The organism is Enterobacter sp. WCHEn045836, assembly GCF_003965585.1.
Taxonomy (GTDB): Bacteria; Pseudomonadota; Gammaproteobacteria; order Enterobacterales; family Enterobacteriaceae; genus Enterobacter; species Enterobacter dissolvens.
Window position 1 is genome coordinate 17,134 of the sequence record NZ_RXPT01000016.1, and the last position, 17,416, is coordinate 34,549.

Genomic DNA, 17,416 nt, shown 5'->3' on the forward strand with positions numbered 1-17,416 from the left:
ACGGAGGCCAAGCCTGGCATGAACACTTTTTTTAAGCTCACCGCGCTGGCGGGCCTGTTTGCCATAACAGGTCATGCTTTCGCAGTGGACGATATTACGCGTGTTGATCAAATTCCGGTTCTCAAGGAAGAGACGCAGCACGCGACGGTGAGCGAGCGTGTGACGTCACGTTTCACCCGTTCGCACTATCGTCAGTTCGATCTCGATCAGGCCTTTTCGGCCAAAATCTTCGACCGCTATCTGAACTTGCTGGATTACAGCCATAACGTACTGCTTGCCAGCGATGTCGAGCAGTTCGCAAAACGTAAATCCGACGTTGGTGATGAGCTGCGTTCCGGCAAGCTGGATCTGTTCTACGATCTGTATAACCTGGCACAAAAGCGCCGTTTTGAACGTTATCAGTATGCGCTGAAAGTGCTGGAACGTCCGATGGACTTCACCGGCAACGACACCTTTAATCTGGATCGCAGTAAAGCGCCCTGGCCGAAAGACGAAGCCGAGCTGAACGCGCTGTGGGACAGCAAAGTGAAGTACGACGAACTGAGTCTCAAGCTCACTGGCAAAGATGAGAAAGAGATCCGTGACACGCTGACGCGCCGTTACAAGTTTGCCATTCGTCGTCTGGCACAAACCAACAGCGAAGATGTTTTCTCGCTGGCAATGACTGCCTTTGCCCACGAAATCGACCCGCATACCAACTATCTCTCCCCGCGTAACACCGAACAGTTCAATACCGAAATGAGCCTGTCTCTGGAAGGTATCGGCGCGGTGCTGCAGATGGACGACGATTACACGGTGATCAACTCCATGGTCGCGGGTGGCCCGGCATCAAAAAGCAAAGCGATAAGCGTAGGCGATCGTATTGTCGGTGTAGGCCAAATCGGGCAGAACATGGTGGATGTCATCGGCTGGCGTCTGGACGATGTGGTTGCGCTGATCAAAGGTCCGAAAGGCAGCAAAGTTCGTCTTGAAATTCTGCCTGCCGGGAAAGGCACCAAAACCCGTATCGTTACCCTGACCCGTGAGCGTATTCGCCTTGAAGACCGCGCGGTGAAAATGTCGGTGAAAACCGTCGGTAAAGAGAAGGTGGGTGTACTTGATATCCCTGGCTTCTACGTAGGGCTGACCGATGACGTAAAAGTGCAGCTGCAGAAGCTTGAGAAGCAGAACGTCAGCAGCGTGATCATCGATCTGCGCAGCAACGGCGGTGGCGCGCTGACAGAAGCCGTTTCTCTGTCTGGCCTGTTTATCCCGTCTGGTCCGGTGGTGCAGGTACGCGATAACAACGGTAAAGTCCGTGAAGATGCCGACAATGATGGCGTGGTCTACTACAAAGGCCCGCTGGTGGTGCTGGTCGATCGCTTCAGTGCGTCAGCGTCTGAAATCTTTGCCGCGGCAATGCAGGATTATGGCCGCGCGCTGATTGTTGGCGAGCCGACCTTTGGTAAAGGTACCGTTCAACAGTATCGTTCCCTGAATCGTATCTACGATCAGATGCTGCGTCCGGAATGGCCTGCGCTGGGCTCTGTCCAGTACACCATTCAGAAGTTCTACCGTGTGAATGGCGGCAGTACGCAGCGTAAAGGCGTGACGCCAGATATCATGATGCCGACAGGCACGGAAGAGACGGAAACGGGCGAGAAGTTTGAAGATAACGCGTTACCGTGGGACAGCATCAATGCCGCGACATACGTGAAAGCCGGTGATATGACGCAGTTTGGTCCGCAATTGCTGAAAGACCATAACGAGCGCATCGCGAAAGATCCTGAATTCCAGTACATCATGAAGGACATTGCGCGTTTCAATGCTCTGAAAGAAAAAAGGAATATTGTTTCTCTGAACTACGCTCAGCGTGAGAAAGAGAACAATGAGGATGACGCAACGCGTCTGGCGCGTATCAACGATCGCTTCAAACGTGAAGGCAAGCCTCTGCTCAAAAAACTGGACGATCTGCCTAAAGATTACCAGGAGCCGGATCCGTACCTGGACGAGACGGTCCATATCGCGCTTGACCTGGCGAATCTGGAAAAAGAGAAGCCCGCCGAGCAACCCGCTCCGGCTAAATAATCTCCCAACAGGCACAAGAAATTGTGCCTGTTTCTTTTTGTTCTGCATCCTTCCGTCAGGCAGATTTCCAATTGTGTAAAGTTGTGTCTTTCTGGTGACTTACGCCCGCCGTATGCTTGAAAATAGCCACAATACCCATACGATGTGGGTAATCGCATAGTGCGTTTTGTTAAACTGAGGTTAAAAGAAAATTATGATGCGAATCGCGCTCTTCCTGCTCACCAACCTTGCGGTGATGGTGGTTTTCGGGCTCGTGCTAAGCCTGACAGGAATTCAGTCGAGTAGCGTTCAGGGTCTGTTGATTATGGCGCTGCTGTTTGGTTTTGGTGGCTCATTTATTTCACTGCTGATGTCGAAGTGGATGGCGCTGAAGTCGGTAGGTGGTGAGGTTATTGAACAGCCGCGTAACGATATGGAGCAGTGGCTGATGAATACGGTGGCTCAGCAATCTAAGCAGGCCGGGATCGCCATGCCGCAGGTTGCCATTTACCATGCGCCGGATATTAATGCCTTCGCCACGGGTGCCCGTCGCGATGCGTCACTGGTTGCGGTAAGTACCGGGCTGCTGCAAAACATGAGCCGTGACGAAGCCGAAGCGGTTATCGCGCACGAAATCAGCCATATCGCGAACGGTGACATGGTGACCATGACGCTGATTCAGGGCGTGGTGAACACCTTTGTTATCTTTATTTCCCGTATTCTGGCACAGATTGCGGCTGGCTTTATGGGGGGTAACCGCGATGAAGGTGAAGAGAGCAACGGTAACCCGCTGATCTACTTCGCGGTATCGATGGTTCTGGAGCTGGTGTTCGGCATTCTGGCCAGCATCATCACCATGTGGTTCTCCCGTCACCGTGAATTCCACGCGGATGCCGGCTCTGCGAAACTGGTAGGTCGTGAGAAGATGATTGCTGCCCTGCAGCGTCTGAAAACCAGCTACGAGCCGCAGGAAGCGAACAGCATGATGGCATTCTGCATCAACGGTAAATCAAAATCGTTGAGCGAGCTGTTTATGTCTCACCCGCCGCTGGATAAACGTATTGAAGCGCTGCGTAGCGGGGAATACCTGAAGTAACGTTGAAGGTTGAACATGAGCCGGGCTGGAGGCAACTCCACCCGGCTTTTTTTATGCCTGCACGCTGGGCTGAGTGACGCGCAGGCCGCTGACGATCGCGGCAAGGGTGGCCAGTGTGCCTGCGGTAATGAGCGCAAGGTGATTACCGTTTTGCCCGGCGAGGTTAAACATCAGGGCGACCAGTGCCGCACCGGTGCTTTGTCCCAGCAGGCGAGCGGTACCCAACATGCCACTGGCTCCTCCGCTGCGATGGCGCGGAGCGGAGGTGATAATGGTGTGATTATTCGGCGACTGGAACAGGCCAAAACCGGCTCCGCAGAGGATCATGCGCCAGATAATATCCAGATCTGTGGGTGACGACGGAAGCAGTGCCAGCGCAAACAGGCCTGCCGCCATCACCGCCAGCCCCAGCGCGCCCAGTAATCCTGCATGTACGCGCTCTATGAGATAACCTGCCAGCGGTGCCATCACCATCGTCGCCAGTGGCCACGGGGTGAGCAGGAGTCCGGTCTCCACTTCAGAACGTCCTATTACGCTCTGCAGGAAGAAAGGCAGAGAGACAAGGGCCAGCATCTGGGCGCAGAACGAACAAATTGACGTGCATATTGAGAGTGAAAACAGGGGAATACGTAGCAGATCGACGGGCAGTAACGGCACCGGTAACGAGAGCTGGCGGCGAACGAAGAAGACGCCAATCACCAGCAGGGCAGCAATTTCTGTGGCGGTCAGCCAAATGGACTGACCCTGCGCAAAGCCGCTCAGGGCTGTAATCAGCAGGCCAAAGGTCAGCGCATTCATCACCGCACTGGCGATGTCAAAACGGGGCATGATGCTTCTGGGGCCGTTCCCCGGCAGATAGCGCAGGGCAAAGAAGAGAGCAATAATACCCAGCGGTACATTGATGGCGAACAGCCATTGCCATGAGGCGACAGACAGTATGGCCGCCGCAATTGTCGGCCCGGCCGCCGAAGATACTGCCACAATGAAGGAGTTAATCCCCATTCCCCGTCCCAGATGACGTTGGGGATAAATTAAGCGGATCAATGCGGTATTGACACTCATCAGTGCCGCACCACCAAAACCCTGTGCAATGCGTGCCAGCGTCAGAGTATGCAGAGAATCTGAGAGGGCACAGAACAGCGAGGTCAGGGTAAACACCGCCAGCCCGCACTGATAGACCCGTCGGTAGCCGAACATATCCCCCAGAAAAGAGAAAGAGAGCAATGACACCACGATCGCTATCTGATAGGCGTTAACGATCCAGATAGAGCTGGCGGGTGAGGCATGCAGATCGCTGGCAATGGTGGGCAAGGCAACATTGGCAATTGCGCCGTCGAGTACGGCCATCGAAATACCGATGATAATCGTAGCGATAGCGCCATACCGCTGAGGTAAAGGCAGACCATCGGGCAGTTTTTTTTCCATGGTGGATAAATAGCTCAGTGTGAAATTATTCTCAAGGTAACTATTTTAGCACTGTTAACAGCGCTTTATGTCGCAGATTTGTAACGAAGTAAACGCGGATTGATTGCAGGTAGCATGACGGGAATTTATAATAAAAACCGGTTCTGATTTTTATAAAACACTCTCTATGAGGTGATGAATGGCAATTGCAGATTTGGATAAACAACCCGATTCTGTTTCTTCCGTGCTGAAGGTGTTTGGCATCCTGCAGGCGCTCGGAGAAGAGCGTGAAATTGGTATTACAGAATTGTCGCAGCGTGTGATGATGTCGAAAAGCACCGTTTATCGCTTTTTGCAAACCATGAAGTCACTGGGTTATGTCGCACAGGAAGGCGAGTCTGAAAAGTATTCTCTGACGCTAAAACTGTTCGAATTAGGTGCCCGTGCGCTGCAAAACGTTGACCTGGTTCGTAGTGCAGATATCCAGATGCGTGAGCTCTCTCGCCTGACTAAAGAGACCATTCACCTGGGGGCGCTGGATGAAGACAGCATTGTTTACATCCATAAAATTGACTCAATGTATAACCTGCGCATGTATTCCCGCATTGGTCGCCGCAATCCGCTGTACAGTACCGCTATCGGTAAAGTGCTGCTGGCATGGCGCGATCGTGAAGAAGTGAAGCAGATCCTCGATGGTGTGGAGTATAAACGTAGCACTCAGCGTACTATCACCAGCACGGATGAACTGTTAACGGTGCTCGATAAGGTACGTGAGCAGGGCTACGGCGAAGATAACGAAGAGCAGGAAGAAGGGCTGCGCTGTATTGGTGTGCCGGTATTCGACCGCTTCGGTGTGGTGATTGCGGGCCTGAGTATCTCCTTCCCGACGCTGCGCTTTTCAGAAGAGCGTCTGCATGAGTATGTTGCTATTCTCCATACCGCCGCGCGTAAGATTTCTGAGCAGATGGGCTATAACGAATATCCGTTTTAATTGCCCTTAGCATGAAAAACGCCGCAGACATTGCGGCGTTTTTTTATCAGTTGTAAAAAAGGGTCATTAACCATTATCAATGACGACGGAGGTTTTACGCAGGACCGGACAGTTGGTTAAACCGATGATCCCACTATCAGAATGCAGGTACTGTGCTGTGCTCATTCCCTGTGCGGTCAGGTATTTACACTGGATACCTAATCCAGCTGCGTTTTCGGTGCTTCCCACAAGCACGCCATATCCGGTTAACAAAAGGCCAATCCAGACTACGGCCAGTGCAATAATTGTTCGAATGATTAAATGCATCATTGCCTCTTTATCTTTGTTGTCATGCCTCAAGACTAAACGGTTTACTCTATGAAACAAGTGCATGATTCTGAAAAGGGCTTACAGGCGTTACAGTTAGTCCTTGTTTAAGATAACCGTGATAACCTGTATGCAACAGATGTTAAGACGGAGTGTGGAGTGAAAAAAATACGCTGGGTAATTCTGGTTATCGTGCTGATTGCATGCGTGGTGTTGTGGACGCAGACGATCAATGTGATGTGCGATCAGGATGTACAGTTTTTTAGCGGCGTTTGCGCAATCAATAAGTTTATTCCGTGGTAACAGGCATTTTTTCTTAAGGTGATTTCCTTCCTTCGCGCCAGTGGTAAAATGCGTTTTTTTATTGAGGTGGTGAAATGGGTGAGTTACTGAATTCAGGGCTGATGAATATGGCATCCCTGATGGTCTCTGTCGTTGTTCTGCTGGTGGGGCTCGTCATCTGGTTTTTCGTGAACCGCGCGAGCTCACGGACTAACGAGCAGATCGAACTGCTGGAAGCGCTGCTCGATCAGCAAAAGCGTCAGAATGCGCTGTTACGCCGTCTGTGCGAGGCTAACGAACCGGAAGAGAAAGACGCGGCGAAAGAAACCGTCGCCGAAGAGAGCGACGACAAAGACGATTTTATCCGTCTGGTGGCTGAGCGTTAATCTTTCTGTCCTGGGAGGCGGTTGTGGTCTGGAAAAATCCCTGGTATGACCCCTCCCTGAAACACCACACCCCGAACGGTTTTCAGAATACCCAACCTGGTGGGCATCAGCCCGGTGACCTTGATCGCTGGCGTAAAGCGCGTAAAGAGGCCGGTTTGCCCAAACCTCCTGCGCTCGGTTATGACGACTTTATCCGCCAGTGGTGGCAGCCCGTGTCGCTTAATCAACCTCATGAAGATGGGGTATGGTGGCTGGGGCATGCGAGTATGCTGCTGCAAATGGACGGCAATACTCTACTCACCGACCCGGTGTTTTCCCGACGCGCCTCTCCCGTACCGTTCCTGGGCCCCCTGCGCAGAACGCCTCCCGTTCTCTCTGTGGAACAACTCACGCAGCTTGATGCAGTGGTTATCTCCCACAATCATTACGATCACCTTGATCACGCGACCATTCGCCGTATCCTGAAGCGCTTTCCGGACGTCAGTTTCTTCGTGCCGTTAGGTCTTGCACAGTGGTTTCGCCGACGGGGAGCAAGGCGCATTGTTGAGCTCGACTGGTGGCAGAGTATCACCTGGCAGGGGATAACCCTGACCGCCGTGCCGGCACAGCACTGGAGTATGCGAACATTCTGGAACCGCAATCGCTCCCTGTGGTGTGGCTGGGTCTTTGAAGGTCGTCAACGACGTTTCTGGTTTAGCGGCGATACGGGTTATACCCCGGAGCTGCTTTTGATCCCGGAACGGCTGGGAAAAATTGACGCCGCCGCGTTGCCGGTTGGCGCTTATGCACCAAGATGGTTCATGGCGGTACACCACATGGATCCGCAGTCTGCTGTCGCACTGTGGCAGCAACTGGGTAGCCCGTTAGCGTTTCCCATCCACTGGGGCGTGTTTGAACTGGCGGATGAATCCCTTGATGAACCCGTCAGAGAGTTAACTGACGCGCTTGTTAATTTAGCACCGGTTAATAATTCCTTCAGGATACTGAAAATTGGTGAATATTTATCCTTGTAAGCGAAGCGACGATTTGTTGCATATATTCTGCTATTAAAGCCACTCACGCATTTTTTATTTTTATCGAAACGTTTTGCTTGCCTTCTTTTGAGGCAGAGTCATAAAAATTTCATTATTTTGGTGCATAACACTTTTTATTATCTGGTGATTTTTAACCCAGTTGAGCCGGGTTTATTAGCAGTGTATTTTGTTTGTAACAATACAGCCGCGTTACAATGATTTGAGCATAACTTTTCACAAAATGTTCTAAATCAATCACTGTTTCCGGCTTTCTTTCGTAGGTTGCTGGACGCATTGTAATGATTGAGCTATGTTAAAAAAGTCTTAGATTACAGCGGGTGTGAAAGCAACGTTGAGTCTGTATAAGGACGTGAGCCTGCCTGGAAGTGGTGCGCATAATTGTGCAAATCCTTACAGTCAGTGTTCGAATTTGTGCGGCGGATCGAGACATGTTTAAAAATGGCTTGCCATATTAAACATAGTGTGTGATAACACGTTTTGGGTCAAACGAGGTACAGTTCTGTTTATGTGTGGCATTTTCAGTAAAGAAGTCCTGAGTAAACACGTTGTCGTTGAATACCGCTTCTCTGCCGAACCTTATATTAGTGCCTCAAGCAGTAATGTCTCAGTTTTATCTCAGTCAATGCCTGCGGGCTAAGAAAACACTCTAAGGAATTTTGCAAATGGCAAAGATTAAAGGTCAAGTTAAGTGGTTCAACGAGTCTAAAGGTTTTGGTTTCATTACTCCTGCTGACGGCAGCAAAGACGTGTTCGTACACTTCTCTGCAATCCAGGGTAACGGCTTCAAAACTCTGGCTGAAGGCCAGAACGTTGAGTTCGAAATTCAGGACGGCCAGAAAGGCCCAGCTGCAGTTAACGTAACTGCTATCTGATCGAACCGCTGCTGACTGAAGCGCGTAGCACTTCACTCTCAGACATAAAGCCTCGCTTATCGCGGGGCTTTTTTATATGCCTTATCTTTCAAAATATTACTATCTCTTTCCCCTGTTAGTAACTTGTTGCAAAGCTACGACATTATTAGCACTGTTTTCCCCCCATCACAGCGGCTTTTCCCGTTAAATCAGGGCGTTGTTTAACAGTCATGGGGTTCAGGTGAAGAAGAAAATAATAATGAGTGCCGGGAGTTTCACCCCGGCGCGGTTTGCGCTGCTCTGTTTTGCTATTTTTTGTAGTCTTGCATTTTTGCTCGGGCGCGTTGCCTGGCTGCAAATTATTAAACCTGACAATCTGGTGAAGCAGGAAGATATGCGATCGCTGCGTGAGGTGGCGATTGATGCCCCGCGCGGGATGATCATGGATCGTGAAGGCCGACCACTGGCGGTGAGTGTGCCTGTCAGAGCCGTGTGGGCAGACCCCAAAACAGTGCTGGCGAAAGGTGGTGTTGGGTTTGATGACCGCTGGCAGGCGCTGGCCAGTGCGCTGCATCTCTCCCTCAGCACGCTGGCATCGCGCATTAACAGTAATCCGCAGGGGCGATTCATCTATCTTGCCCGGCAAGTCGATCCTGCTCAGGCGCAGTGGATCGATAAACTGAATTTGCCGGGTATCAATTTGCGTGATGAGTCCCGCCGTTTCTATCCGGCAGGTCATGTGGCCGCAAACCTTATTGGTTTCACCAATATTGATGGTCAGGGCATTGAAGGCGTAGAGAAGAGTTTCAACGCGCAACTTATGGGTAAGGCCGGAGTCAGGCAGGTGAGGGAAGACCGCTATGGGCACGTGGTGGAAAACCTGACGGAAGTGGCGCCGGTACCCGCACATAATATCCAGTTGAGCATTGACGAGCGGCTACAAACCATTACCGAGGATGCGCTTGATAATGCGGTGGCCTGGAATAAAGCCGAGTCGGGTGCATCGGTACTGATCAATATCCCCACCGGGGAAATACTCGCCATGGCGAGCTACCCCGATTTCAACCCTAACAACCGTGAAGGTGCAACGTTAAACGATTTCCGTAATCGTGCTATCAGCGATACCTTCGAACCCGGCTCTACCGTCAAACCGCTGGTCCTGATGACGGCATTACAGCAGGGCCTGGTCCAGCCAGACAGCGTCATTGATACCCATCCGTATATCCTTGACGGTCACCGTATCCGCGATGTGGGTTACTACCCGGAACTGACGATGACCGGGATCCTGCAAAAATCGAGCGACACCGGCGTATCCCGTCTCTCTCTGGCAATGCCCATCCAGCATCTTATCGACACCTACCGGAATTTTGGCTTTGGCACAAATACCGGACTTGGTTTAACGGGAGAAAGCTCAGGGCTACTGCCGCAGCGTAAATTCTGGAGTCAACTTGACAGGGCAACGTTTGCCTTCGGCTACGGCCTGATGGTGACACCACTTCAGCTGGCGCACGTCTACGCCACCATCGGAGGGTATGGGCTGGAGCGTCCGCTCTCAATCACCCGTATCGACCCGCCGGTGATAGGCCACAGAGTCATGCCAGAAGAGATCGCGCATGAGGTGGAACACATGATGGAAAGCGTGGCGCTTCCGGGCGGCGGAGGGGTTAAAGCCGCGGTACGGGATTACCGTGTGGCGGTTAAAACCGGTACAGCGAAGAAGATTGATGACAGTGGCAAGTACGTCGATAAATATGTCGCCTATACCGCAGGCGTTGCCCCTGCCAGCGACCCGCGTTTTGCACTGGTGGTGGTCATAAACGATCCGCAGAACGGAGCCTATTATGGGGGGGCCGTTTCAGCGCCCGTTTTCAGTGAGATCATGGGGAATGTGCTGCGCCTGGAGAACGTGAAACCGGATGGCCTGCCGGCGGATTCCAGCCACCTTATCGTCATGCGTTAACCCTGGCGTTTTATAACGGGGCGAATAGCGGTACACTTCGCCCTTTGGTTTATGTCCCGGAGTTGTCATGCCTTTCAGTTGCCCCCTTTGCCACGCGCGCCTGACGCGTTCTGAGAAAAGTTATGCGTGTCCGCAGGGACATCAGTTTGATATGGCGAAAGAAGGGTATGTGAATCTTCTGCCGGTGCAGCATAAACGCTCCCGCGATCCGGGCGACAGCGCTGAAATGATGCAGGCGCGCCGCGCATTTCTGGATGCCGGGCACTATCAGCCACTCCGGGAAACCGTCGCGCAGCTGCTCGGTGAAAATCTCGCGGATAATGCGTCGGCTTTGCTGGATATCGGCTGCGGGGAAGGGTATTACACCGCAAGGTTTGCGGAGATTGCGCGCGAGAAGGGCGCTCAAACGATGGGGCTGGATGTGTCGAAAGTGGCGATTCGCGCCGCGGCTAAACGCTATGCGGCGGTGATGTTCTGTGTGGCATCGAGCCACCGGCTGCCGTTTGATGATGCCAGCATGGATGCCGTCGTGCGTATTTATGCTCCCTGCAAGGCAGAGGAACTGGCGCGGGTGGTGAAACCCGGTGGATGGGTGATAACCGTCACGCCTGGCCCACGTCACCTGATGGAGCTGAAAGGGCTGATTTATGACGATGTTCGCCTGCATGCCCCCCATTCAGAACAATTGGCTGGTTTTGTGCTCAGGCAGGAACATACCGTCGCGTATGAGATGGACCTGAAAGGGAATGAGGCCGTGGCGTTGCTGCAAATGACGCCGTTTGCATGGCGGGCAAAACCGGCTGTGTGGGAGACGTTGGCGGCGCACTCAACATTTCGCTGCCAGACGGATTTCAGCATCCACTGCTGGCAGCGCGAAGATTAAGCGGCGAAGTGTGCCCAGAGAATTTGGGCACCAATGCCGATTAACACGATCCCGCCCAGGATCTCGGCTCGCTTACCCAGCAGCGGGCCGATAAAGCGGCCAACCATCATTCCCAGGGTGGACATAATCAGAGTGGCGCAACCGATGGCCAGCGCGGTGGCAATAATATTCACCTGCAGGAAGGCCAGGCCAACACCGACGGCCATGGCATCAAGGCTGGTGGCAATCGCGGTAGTGACCAGCAGCCAGAAACCGTGGCGGTGCTGAGGCTCTTCATCTTCCTCGCTGCTACCACGAAACCCTTCAATCACCATTCGTCCGCCGAGGAACACCAGCAGGACAAATGCAATCCAGTGGTTCCACTCCAGCACCAGCTGGCTGGCCAGCATACCCAGGCCCCAGCCGATAAGCGGCGTTAGCGTTTCGATAGCACCGAATATCAGACCTGTGCGCAGCGCTTCAGAAAATTTGGGTTTGTGCAGAGTGGCGCCTTTACCGATGGAAGCCGCGAAAGCATCCATGGACATGCCGAAAGCGAGAAGAAGTGTGGCGGAGATATTCATACAAGCGTCCAGACCGGGAGGATATCCATATGACACATCACTGCCCCCAGTAAACAGCAGTTGATGTATCTATGGTCTCGCCTGACCGTCTCGCCCACACTGTGCGGAAAACGATCCGTACGCGCCACGTTTTTCAACGAGTATGTTGACACGTACATTTCCTGCGAACAGGAAATTAGCTACTCCCCAACGACGGGCGCAACCTTAACATATTTTGAGAATATAAAACAACAACGGTGGGCTATTATTTTATTGGGTTGTTGATAACGATTTTCATTTAGATTTAAGCGTGAATATATCGTTAATAAATAGAGGTAAATTAAAGAACGGAATATAGCTCTGGCTATATTGTGTGCGCGAAAAGAAACACAAAATATAGCCAATGCTATAATTTTAACTTATTGAGTTTTAAGGAGTAATTTGTATATCTTTTCCAGGTCATCAATATTTTTAACCCGGATAAGCAGGCGGCGCTGTTCTAATTGCATGACCAGCACGCCATCTTCGGATAAATTCATCTCTTTAATGCGGTTATATTCTATCCATACATTGGCAAAGAAAAATCCGCGGCTTTTAAAAATGATTTTGGGCACACGGATCCAGAACAGGTAGATCGCCATTAATGCCAGCGCACATAATAACCATGTGGTTAATATTGCACCATGACTGGTCACGTTATTGTAAATAAGAATGGCAACGAGGCCCGCGAAGATAAACGCATCAACGCGCCCGCGTCGCAAAAGGGGAAGGGTGAGCAGCGTCTCGCCGTGGCGGCGGGGCATGATGAACTCGTCATAGATGGCGTAAGCAAGAAGGGCAACAATAAACAAAACCAGTACGATATCCGTGACAGTCATTCATCCTCCAGATAAAAAAACCGGGGGCAAGCCCCCGGCAGTTAATGCACGTTCTTACAGACCCAGCAGGCCGACAGCGTAGCCCGCGATACCGATGACGAAGAAGCCAACGATGATCCACAGTGGGTTGACTTTCTTACGCAGCAGCCACATACAGGCGAAGGTCAGCAGCAGCGGCACCAGGCCAGGCATCAGCTGGTCGAGGATGGTCTGCACGGTGGTGACACGGGTTTGCCCATCCTGTCCGGTGATGGTTGAAACCACCAGTGGGATGTTCACGTGCGTCCACTTGTTAACCAGTGCCCCCATCACAAACAGGCCGAGAATTGACGCCCCCTCAGTCAGTTTTTGCAGGAAGCCACCGCCCATATCTTTAACGATATCCACCCCTTTACGGTAACCGTACGCCACGCCGTAGTAACGGGTCAGCAGGCGCACCGCATTGAACAGGATGAAGAACAGCAGTGGACCGAGCAGGCTGCCGCTCATCGCGATACCCGCCCCCAGCGCGGCAAAGACCGGGCGAACCGTACCCCAGAAGATCGGGTCACCTACGCCTGCCAGCGGCCCCATCAGACCGACTTTGATACCGTTGATGGCACCATCGTCAATCTCTGCGCCGTTTGCACGCTGCTCTTCCATCGCCAGGGTAACGCCCAGAACCGGAGCTGCTACGTAAGGATGGGTGTTAAAGAATTCCAGGTGACGCTTAATCGCCTGACGACGTGCTTCGTTGTTCTCCGGATAGAGGCGTTTGATCGCCGGTACCATGGAGAAGCAGAAGCCCAGGGCCTGCATACGTTCGAAGTTCCATGAACCCTGAAACAGGTTAGAACGGATGAACACGCCACGAATATCACCCGGAGTGAGTTTCTTCTCAGGGGTAGTTTTAGTCATATCAACCATTTCGCTCACCTGTTAGTCCAGTTCGTTATCGAGATCGTTATTACCAGCAGCCTGCGCTGGGGCACCCGCAACGCGGTTATATTTCGGGCTGAGCTGGATGTAGAGAATCGCCATCACCGCACCAATCACACCGAGAGCAACCAGGTTGAAGTTGGTGAAGGCGGCGGTCACGAAGCCCAGGTAGAAGAATGGCATCAGGTAGCCTGCGCGCATCATGTTGATAACCATCGCATAACCGACCACCACGATCATACCACCGGCGATGTTCAGACCGCTGGTAACCACTTCAGGGATCGCGTTGAGCATGCCCTGAACTTCGCTGGTCCCCACGGAGATAGCGACGATAACGGCCGGAATAGCGATACGCATCGCCTGCAGGAACAGGGACGAGACGTGGATCCAGGAGAGCGCCGTAAGATTGCCGTTTTCGGCCGCCTTATCCGCCGCATGCTGGAAAGCCACGGTGATAGTACGAACGATAATGGTCAGTACCTGGCCTGCTGCGGCCAGCGGAATAGCCAGTGCGATACCGGCACCAATGCTTTGATGACCGGCAATAACCAGCACGGTCGAAATAATGGACGCCAGCGCGGCATCGGGCGCAACTGCCGCACCGATGTTCATCCAGCCGAGGGCGATCATTTCCAGGGTACCACCGATGATGATACCGGTTTTCATATCACCGAGAACGGCACCAATCAGCGTACAGGCCACCAGAGGACGGTGGAACTGAAATTCATCAAGTACGGATTCCATACCCGCAATACACGCGACGATGAACACCAGCACAATCTGAAGAGTGGTAATCTCCATTGTACTTCTCCTATTGCATAAGCTTTATGTGAAAAACCGGCGCGGGCTTATTTCCCAACTTTGCCGATCAAATCCATCATTTTCAGTTTCGGGTCCGTGGAAACCTTACGGGCTTCCAGTTCAATACCGCGAGCATTCAGCTTGTTAAATGCCTCGATATCCTTCGCATCGACTGAAATCGCGTTGTTGACCTGCGTTTTGCCCTGACGGAAAGCCATACCACCAATGTTAACGGAGGTGATTTTCACGCCGCCTTCAACAATGCGCTCGACGTCTGTCGGGTTAGTGAACAGAAGCATGACGCGTTCACCGGCATATTTCGGGTTGTTGTAAACGCGGATCATCTTGGCGACATCCACCACGTGCGCGGTAACGCCCGGAGGAGCAACCTGGGTGAGGAGAGTTTTACGCACTGTGTCGGCGGCTACTTCGTCGCTGACCACGATAATGCGTCGAACGTTGGTCTCTTTTGTCCAGCGCGTGGCCACCTGACCGTGGATCAAACGGTCATCGATACGCGCAAGGCCGATAACCATGTAATCGTTCGGGCCCATGGGTTTTGCGGGTGTTGCGGCTTTTGGCGCTGCGGCAGCTACCGGCGCGGGTTTCTCAACCGGCTGCGCCTTCAGTGCTTTCACGCCTTCGCGGCCGGTTTCGACAGCCAGGGCGACCAGCTCATCAAAACCCGGATTGTCGTCGCGTGCCATGAAGGTTTCCACCAGCATCGGGATATTGACCCCGGCGACAACTTCATAGTGCTCTTTATCGACGACAATGCGGCTGGCAGCGTTGAACGGACTGCCTCCCCATGTATCAACGAGAAACAGCACGCCTTTGCTGGTATCCAGCTTCGACAGTTGAGCCGTGTATTTCTCAATCAGCGTCTCGGCGTTTTCACCGGGAACGAAATCGATCCAGCCGACGTTTTCCTGCTCGCCCAACAGCATCTCTGCTGTTTTGAGTAGCTGCTCTGCAGCCCAACCATGTGTGCCTATGACAATAGCAATGGTCACTTGCTACCTCCTTTTATTATCATTAATACGTCTGCCAGACAGACGTACTGAGAATCGTATTGGCGAACCGAATCGATTCAGATAAGGGTTAGAGTTAAAAAGCTAAGACTTCCGCGAATTATTTTAGATAGTGAAAAAATAATTTATGTGATGAAGATCCGTAATTTAGGTTTCGAAAATCAGAAATTACTCAACACATATTTCGCCTTTTCGCGTTTTTGCAAAGGAACGTAAATCTTTGCTAAAAACCTATTGTCTCTGATATGTTTAGCCTCCGTTTAAATGATCAGGAGTATAGGGCTACAGCCCACTATATGGACCGTCACCGACGTCAGTCATCTACCAGGCCACTTCGCGCCTTTTTCACCGGCGATCCTCGCCACGTATCGACTCTGTTTGCCTCTGTTTTGCCCACGTTGAGTGGGGCACCGTTTTGTCATTCCTTTAGCAGGAGCTTGTCATGGAATTCTTAATGGACCCGTCAATCTGGGTGGGATTACTCACGCTGGTGGTGCTGGAGATCGTACTCGGCATTGATAATCTGGTGTTTATCGCCATCCTTGCAGATAAACTGCCGCCAAAACAGCGTGATAAAGCGCGTCTGATCGGCCTCTCGCTGGCCCTGGTCATGCGACTGGCGCTGCTGTCCGTCATTTCGTGGATGGTCACCCTGACGAAACCGCTCTTTACCGTCATGGATTTCACTTTCTCCGGCCGCGATTTGATCATGCTGCTCGGGGGGATATTCCTGCTGTTTAAAGCCACGACAGAGCTGCACGAGCGGCTGGAGAACCGGCAGCACGATGATGGTCACGGCAAGGGTTATGCCAGCTTCTGGGTAGTGGTGCTGCAGATCGTGGTGCTGGATGCCGTCTTCTCGCTCGATGCGGTGATCACGGCGGTGGGTATGGTGAACCATCTCCCGGTGATGATGGCGGCTGTGGTTATCGCCATGGCGGTTATGCTGCTGGCGTCTAAACCGCTGACCCGCTTTGTGAACCAACATCCGACGGTCGTGGTGCTGTGTCTGAGTTTCCTGCTGATGATTGGTCTGAGCCTGGTTGCGGAAGGCTTCGGTTTCCATATTCCGAAAGGCTACCTGTACGCCGCGATTGGTTTCTCGATCCTGATCGAACTCTTCAACCAGATTGCACGCCGTAACTTCATCAAGCAGCAGTCTAATCAACCGCTGCGTGCCCGTACGGCGGATGCCATCCTGCGTCTGATGGGCGGTCGCCGTCAGGTGAATGTGCAGAGTGACACCGAGAACCGTAACCCGGTTCCGGTGCCGGAAGGGGCGTTTGTGGAAGAAGAGCGTTATATGATTAACGGCGTTCTCTCCCTGGCCTCCCGTTCACTGCGTGGCATCATGACCCCGCGCGGCGAGATAAGCTGGGTGGATTCCCGATTGAGCGTTGATGAAATTCGTCAGCAGCTGCTCTCTTCGCCGCACAGCCTGTTCCCGGTGTGTCGCGGTGAGCTGGATGAGATCATCGGTGTCGTGCGCGCCAAAGAGATGCTGGTGGCACTGGAAGAGGGCGTTGACGTTGAAGCCATCGCCGCCGCATCGCCGGCTATCGTGGTACCGGAAACGCTGGACCCGATCAACCTGCTTGGCGTACTACGTCGTGCCCGCGGTAGCTTCGTGATTGTCACCAACGAATTTGGTGTGGTGCAGGGGCTGGTCACGCCGCTGGACGTGCTGGAAGCCATTGCCGGTGAATTCCCGGATGAGGACGAAACACCGGAAATCGTGGCTGATGGTGAAGGCTGGCTGGTGAAAGGTACCACTGACCTGCACGCGCTTTCGCATACGCTGGGGCTGGAAAACGTGGTCAACGATGAAGAAGACATTGCCACTGTTGCCGGTCTGGTCATCGCCGTGAACGGGCAGATCCCGCGCGTGGGCGATGTGATCGAACTGCCACCATTGCACATCACCATTGTTGAAGCCAACGACTATCGCGTTGATATGGTGCGTATTGTTAAAGAGCAATCCGTGCACGACGAAGATGAGTAAGTCTT

The 17,416-nt window shown here is 52.6% G+C and carries 18 protein-coding genes and 1 pseudogene; 12 read left to right on the forward strand and 7 right to left on the reverse strand.

Annotated features, from left to right (window positions below; genetic code table 11):
• Positions 1–18 precede the first annotated feature (18 nt).
• Positions 19–2,067: a carboxy terminal-processing peptidase gene (prc, locus tag EKN38_RS19480; protein WP_014832377.1), complete on the forward strand. Its 2,049-nt coding sequence runs from the start codon at positions 19–21 to the stop codon at positions 2,065–2,067.
• A 193-nt stretch (positions 2,068–2,260) separates the two neighbouring features.
• Positions 2,261–3,142: a protease HtpX gene (gene htpX / locus EKN38_RS19485; RefSeq protein ID WP_010432647.1), complete on the forward strand. Its 882-nt coding sequence runs from the start codon at positions 2,261–2,263 to the stop codon at positions 3,140–3,142.
• A gap of 51 nt (positions 3,143–3,193) precedes the next feature.
• On the opposite strand, the gene EKN38_RS19490 is transcribed toward htpX, so the two are convergent.
• Entirely contained in the window at positions 3,194–4,567 is a 1,374-nt protein-coding gene (locus EKN38_RS19490) for an MFS transporter (RefSeq protein ID WP_014832376.1), read from the reverse strand.
• A 178-nt stretch (positions 4,568–4,745) separates the two neighbouring features.
• Here EKN38_RS19490 and kdgR point away from each other — a divergent pair, with 178 nt between their 5' ends.
• Positions 4,746–5,537 carry a DNA-binding transcriptional regulator KdgR gene (gene kdgR, locus EKN38_RS19495; RefSeq protein ID WP_014832375.1) on the forward strand — a complete coding sequence of 264 codons (792 nt, stop codon included), beginning with the start codon at positions 4,746–4,748 and terminating at the stop codon, positions 5,535–5,537.
• A gap of 66 nt (positions 5,538–5,603) precedes the next feature.
• Here kdgR and EKN38_RS19500 read toward each other — a convergent pair whose 3' ends face one another.
• Complete coding sequence (locus EKN38_RS19500) at positions 5,604–5,843, reverse strand: YobH family protein (RefSeq protein WP_013096123.1); 240 nt, start codon at positions 5,841–5,843, stop codon at positions 5,604–5,606.
• Positions 5,844–6,002: 159 nt separating this feature from the next.
• Between EKN38_RS19500 and mgrB the strand changes: the two genes are divergently transcribed.
• From mgrB to rlmA, 7 genes and pseudogenes are all read left to right on the forward strand, one after another.
• Positions 6,003–6,146: a PhoP/PhoQ regulator MgrB gene (gene mgrB / locus EKN38_RS19505; RefSeq protein WP_013096124.1), complete on the forward strand. Its 144-nt coding sequence runs from the start codon at positions 6,003–6,005 to the stop codon at positions 6,144–6,146.
• 74 nt (positions 6,147–6,220) lie between these two features.
• Positions 6,221–6,511: a YebO family protein gene (locus EKN38_RS19510; RefSeq protein ID WP_014832374.1), complete on the forward strand. Its 291-nt coding sequence runs from the start codon at positions 6,221–6,223 to the stop codon at positions 6,509–6,511.
• A 23-nt stretch (positions 6,512–6,534) separates the two neighbouring features.
• Positions 6,535–7,524, forward strand: a complete 990-nt coding sequence (locus EKN38_RS19515) for an MBL fold metallo-hydrolase (RefSeq protein WP_014832373.1) — start codon at positions 6,535–6,537, stop codon at positions 7,522–7,524.
• Between the two features lie 526 nt (positions 7,525–8,050).
• Positions 8,051–8,195 (forward strand): annotated as a pseudogene (locus tag EKN38_RS19520) (DUF2627 domain-containing protein).
• Positions 8,196–8,207: 12 nt separating this feature from the next.
• Entirely contained in the window at positions 8,208–8,417 is a 210-nt protein-coding gene (cspE, locus tag EKN38_RS19525; RefSeq protein ID WP_001062678.1) for a transcription antiterminator/RNA stability regulator CspE, read from the forward strand.
• Between the two features lie 220 nt (positions 8,418–8,637).
• On the forward strand, positions 8,638–10,356 hold the full coding sequence (ftsI, locus tag EKN38_RS19530; protein ID WP_260480565.1) for a peptidoglycan glycosyltransferase FtsI: 1,719 nt from the start codon (positions 8,638–8,640) through the stop codon (positions 10,354–10,356).
• A gap of 67 nt (positions 10,357–10,423) precedes the next feature.
• Positions 10,424–11,239, forward strand: coding sequence for a 23S rRNA (guanine(745)-N(1))-methyltransferase (gene rlmA / locus EKN38_RS19535; RefSeq protein ID WP_014832371.1), 816 nt, complete (start codon positions 10,424–10,426; stop codon positions 11,237–11,239).
• Here rlmA and mntP read toward each other — a convergent pair.
• The 5 genes from mntP to manX all read right to left on the reverse strand — a co-directional run bounded on the left by mntP (position 11,236) and on the right by manX (position 15,391).
• A complete protein-coding gene (gene mntP / locus EKN38_RS19540) occupies positions 11,236–11,802 on the reverse strand; it encodes a manganese efflux pump MntP (protein ID WP_014832370.1) in 567 nt (188 codons plus the stop codon). The two genes, rlmA and mntP, sit on opposite strands and share 4 nt — an antisense overlap.
• A gap of 398 nt (positions 11,803–12,200) precedes the next feature.
• Positions 12,201–12,659, reverse strand: coding sequence for a DUF986 family protein (locus EKN38_RS19545; RefSeq protein WP_014832369.1), 459 nt, complete (start codon positions 12,657–12,659; stop codon positions 12,201–12,203).
• A gap of 54 nt (positions 12,660–12,713) precedes the next feature.
• Complete coding sequence (locus EKN38_RS19550) at positions 12,714–13,565, reverse strand: PTS mannose transporter subunit IID (protein ID WP_006175979.1); 852 nt, start codon at positions 13,563–13,565, stop codon at positions 12,714–12,716.
• A 12-nt stretch (positions 13,566–13,577) separates the two neighbouring features.
• Complete coding sequence (gene manY, locus EKN38_RS19555; protein WP_003859914.1) at positions 13,578–14,378, reverse strand: PTS mannose transporter subunit IIC; 801 nt, start codon at positions 14,376–14,378, stop codon at positions 13,578–13,580.
• A 47-nt stretch (positions 14,379–14,425) separates the two neighbouring features.
• Complete coding sequence (gene manX / locus EKN38_RS19560; RefSeq protein ID WP_014832367.1) at positions 14,426–15,391, reverse strand: PTS mannose transporter subunit IIAB; 966 nt, start codon at positions 15,389–15,391, stop codon at positions 14,426–14,428.
• Between the two features lie 314 nt (positions 15,392–15,705).
• Here manX and EKN38_RS26260 point away from each other — a divergent pair, with 314 nt between their 5' ends.
• Together EKN38_RS26260 and yoaE are read left to right on the forward strand one after the other, a co-directional pair.
• Positions 15,706–15,864 (forward strand): protein YoaL, encoded by a 159-nt coding sequence (locus tag EKN38_RS26260; RefSeq protein WP_373692672.1) that lies wholly within the window; start codon positions 15,706–15,708, stop codon positions 15,862–15,864.
• Complete coding sequence (yoaE, locus tag EKN38_RS19565; RefSeq protein WP_014832366.1) at positions 15,852–17,411, forward strand: CNNM family cation transport protein YoaE; 1,560 nt, start codon at positions 15,852–15,854, stop codon at positions 17,409–17,411. Before EKN38_RS26260 ends, yoaE begins: the two co-directional genes overlap by 13 nt.
• The last annotated feature ends 5 nt before the right edge of the window (positions 17,412–17,416 follow it).

Excerpts from the sequence above, each read along its gene's own strand:
- manY (WP_003859914.1), bottom strand. The coding sequence starts at position 14,378 with ATGGAGATTACCACTCTTCAGATTGTGCTGGTGTTCATCGTCGCGTGT.
- EKN38_RS19550 (WP_006175979.1), bottom strand. The coding sequence starts at position 13,565 with ATGGTTGATATGACTAAAACTACCCCTGAGAAGAAACTCACTCCGGGT.
- htpX (WP_010432647.1), top strand. The coding sequence starts at position 2,261 with ATGATGCGAATCGCGCTCTTCCTGCTCACCAACCTTGCGGTGATGGTG.
- EKN38_RS19500 (WP_013096123.1), bottom strand. The coding sequence starts at position 5,843 with ATGCATTTAATCATTCGAACAATTATTGCACTGGCCGTAGTCTGGATT.
- EKN38_RS19490 (WP_014832376.1), bottom strand. The coding sequence starts at position 4,567 with ATGGAAAAAAAACTGCCCGATGGTCTGCCTTTACCTCAGCGGTATGGC.
- yoaE (WP_014832366.1), top strand. The coding sequence starts at position 15,852 with ATGGAATTCTTAATGGACCCGTCAATCTGGGTGGGATTACTCACGCTG.
- EKN38_RS26260 (WP_373692672.1), top strand. The coding sequence starts at position 15,706 with ATGGACCGTCACCGACGTCAGTCATCTACCAGGCCACTTCGCGCCTTT.
- mntP (WP_014832370.1), bottom strand. The coding sequence starts at position 11,802 with ATGAATATCTCCGCCACACTTCTTCTCGCTTTCGGCATGTCCATGGAT.
- prc (WP_014832377.1), top strand. The coding sequence starts at position 19 with ATGAACACTTTTTTTAAGCTCACCGCGCTGGCGGGCCTGTTTGCCATA.
- rlmA (WP_014832371.1), top strand. The coding sequence starts at position 10,424 with ATGCCTTTCAGTTGCCCCCTTTGCCACGCGCGCCTGACGCGTTCTGAG.
- EKN38_RS19545 (WP_014832369.1), bottom strand. The coding sequence starts at position 12,659 with ATGACTGTCACGGATATCGTACTGGTTTTGTTTATTGTTGCCCTTCTT.
- kdgR (WP_014832375.1), top strand. The coding sequence starts at position 4,746 with ATGGCAATTGCAGATTTGGATAAACAACCCGATTCTGTTTCTTCCGTG.
- cspE (WP_001062678.1), top strand. The coding sequence starts at position 8,208 with ATGGCAAAGATTAAAGGTCAAGTTAAGTGGTTCAACGAGTCTAAAGGT.
- EKN38_RS19510 (WP_014832374.1), top strand. The coding sequence starts at position 6,221 with ATGGGTGAGTTACTGAATTCAGGGCTGATGAATATGGCATCCCTGATG.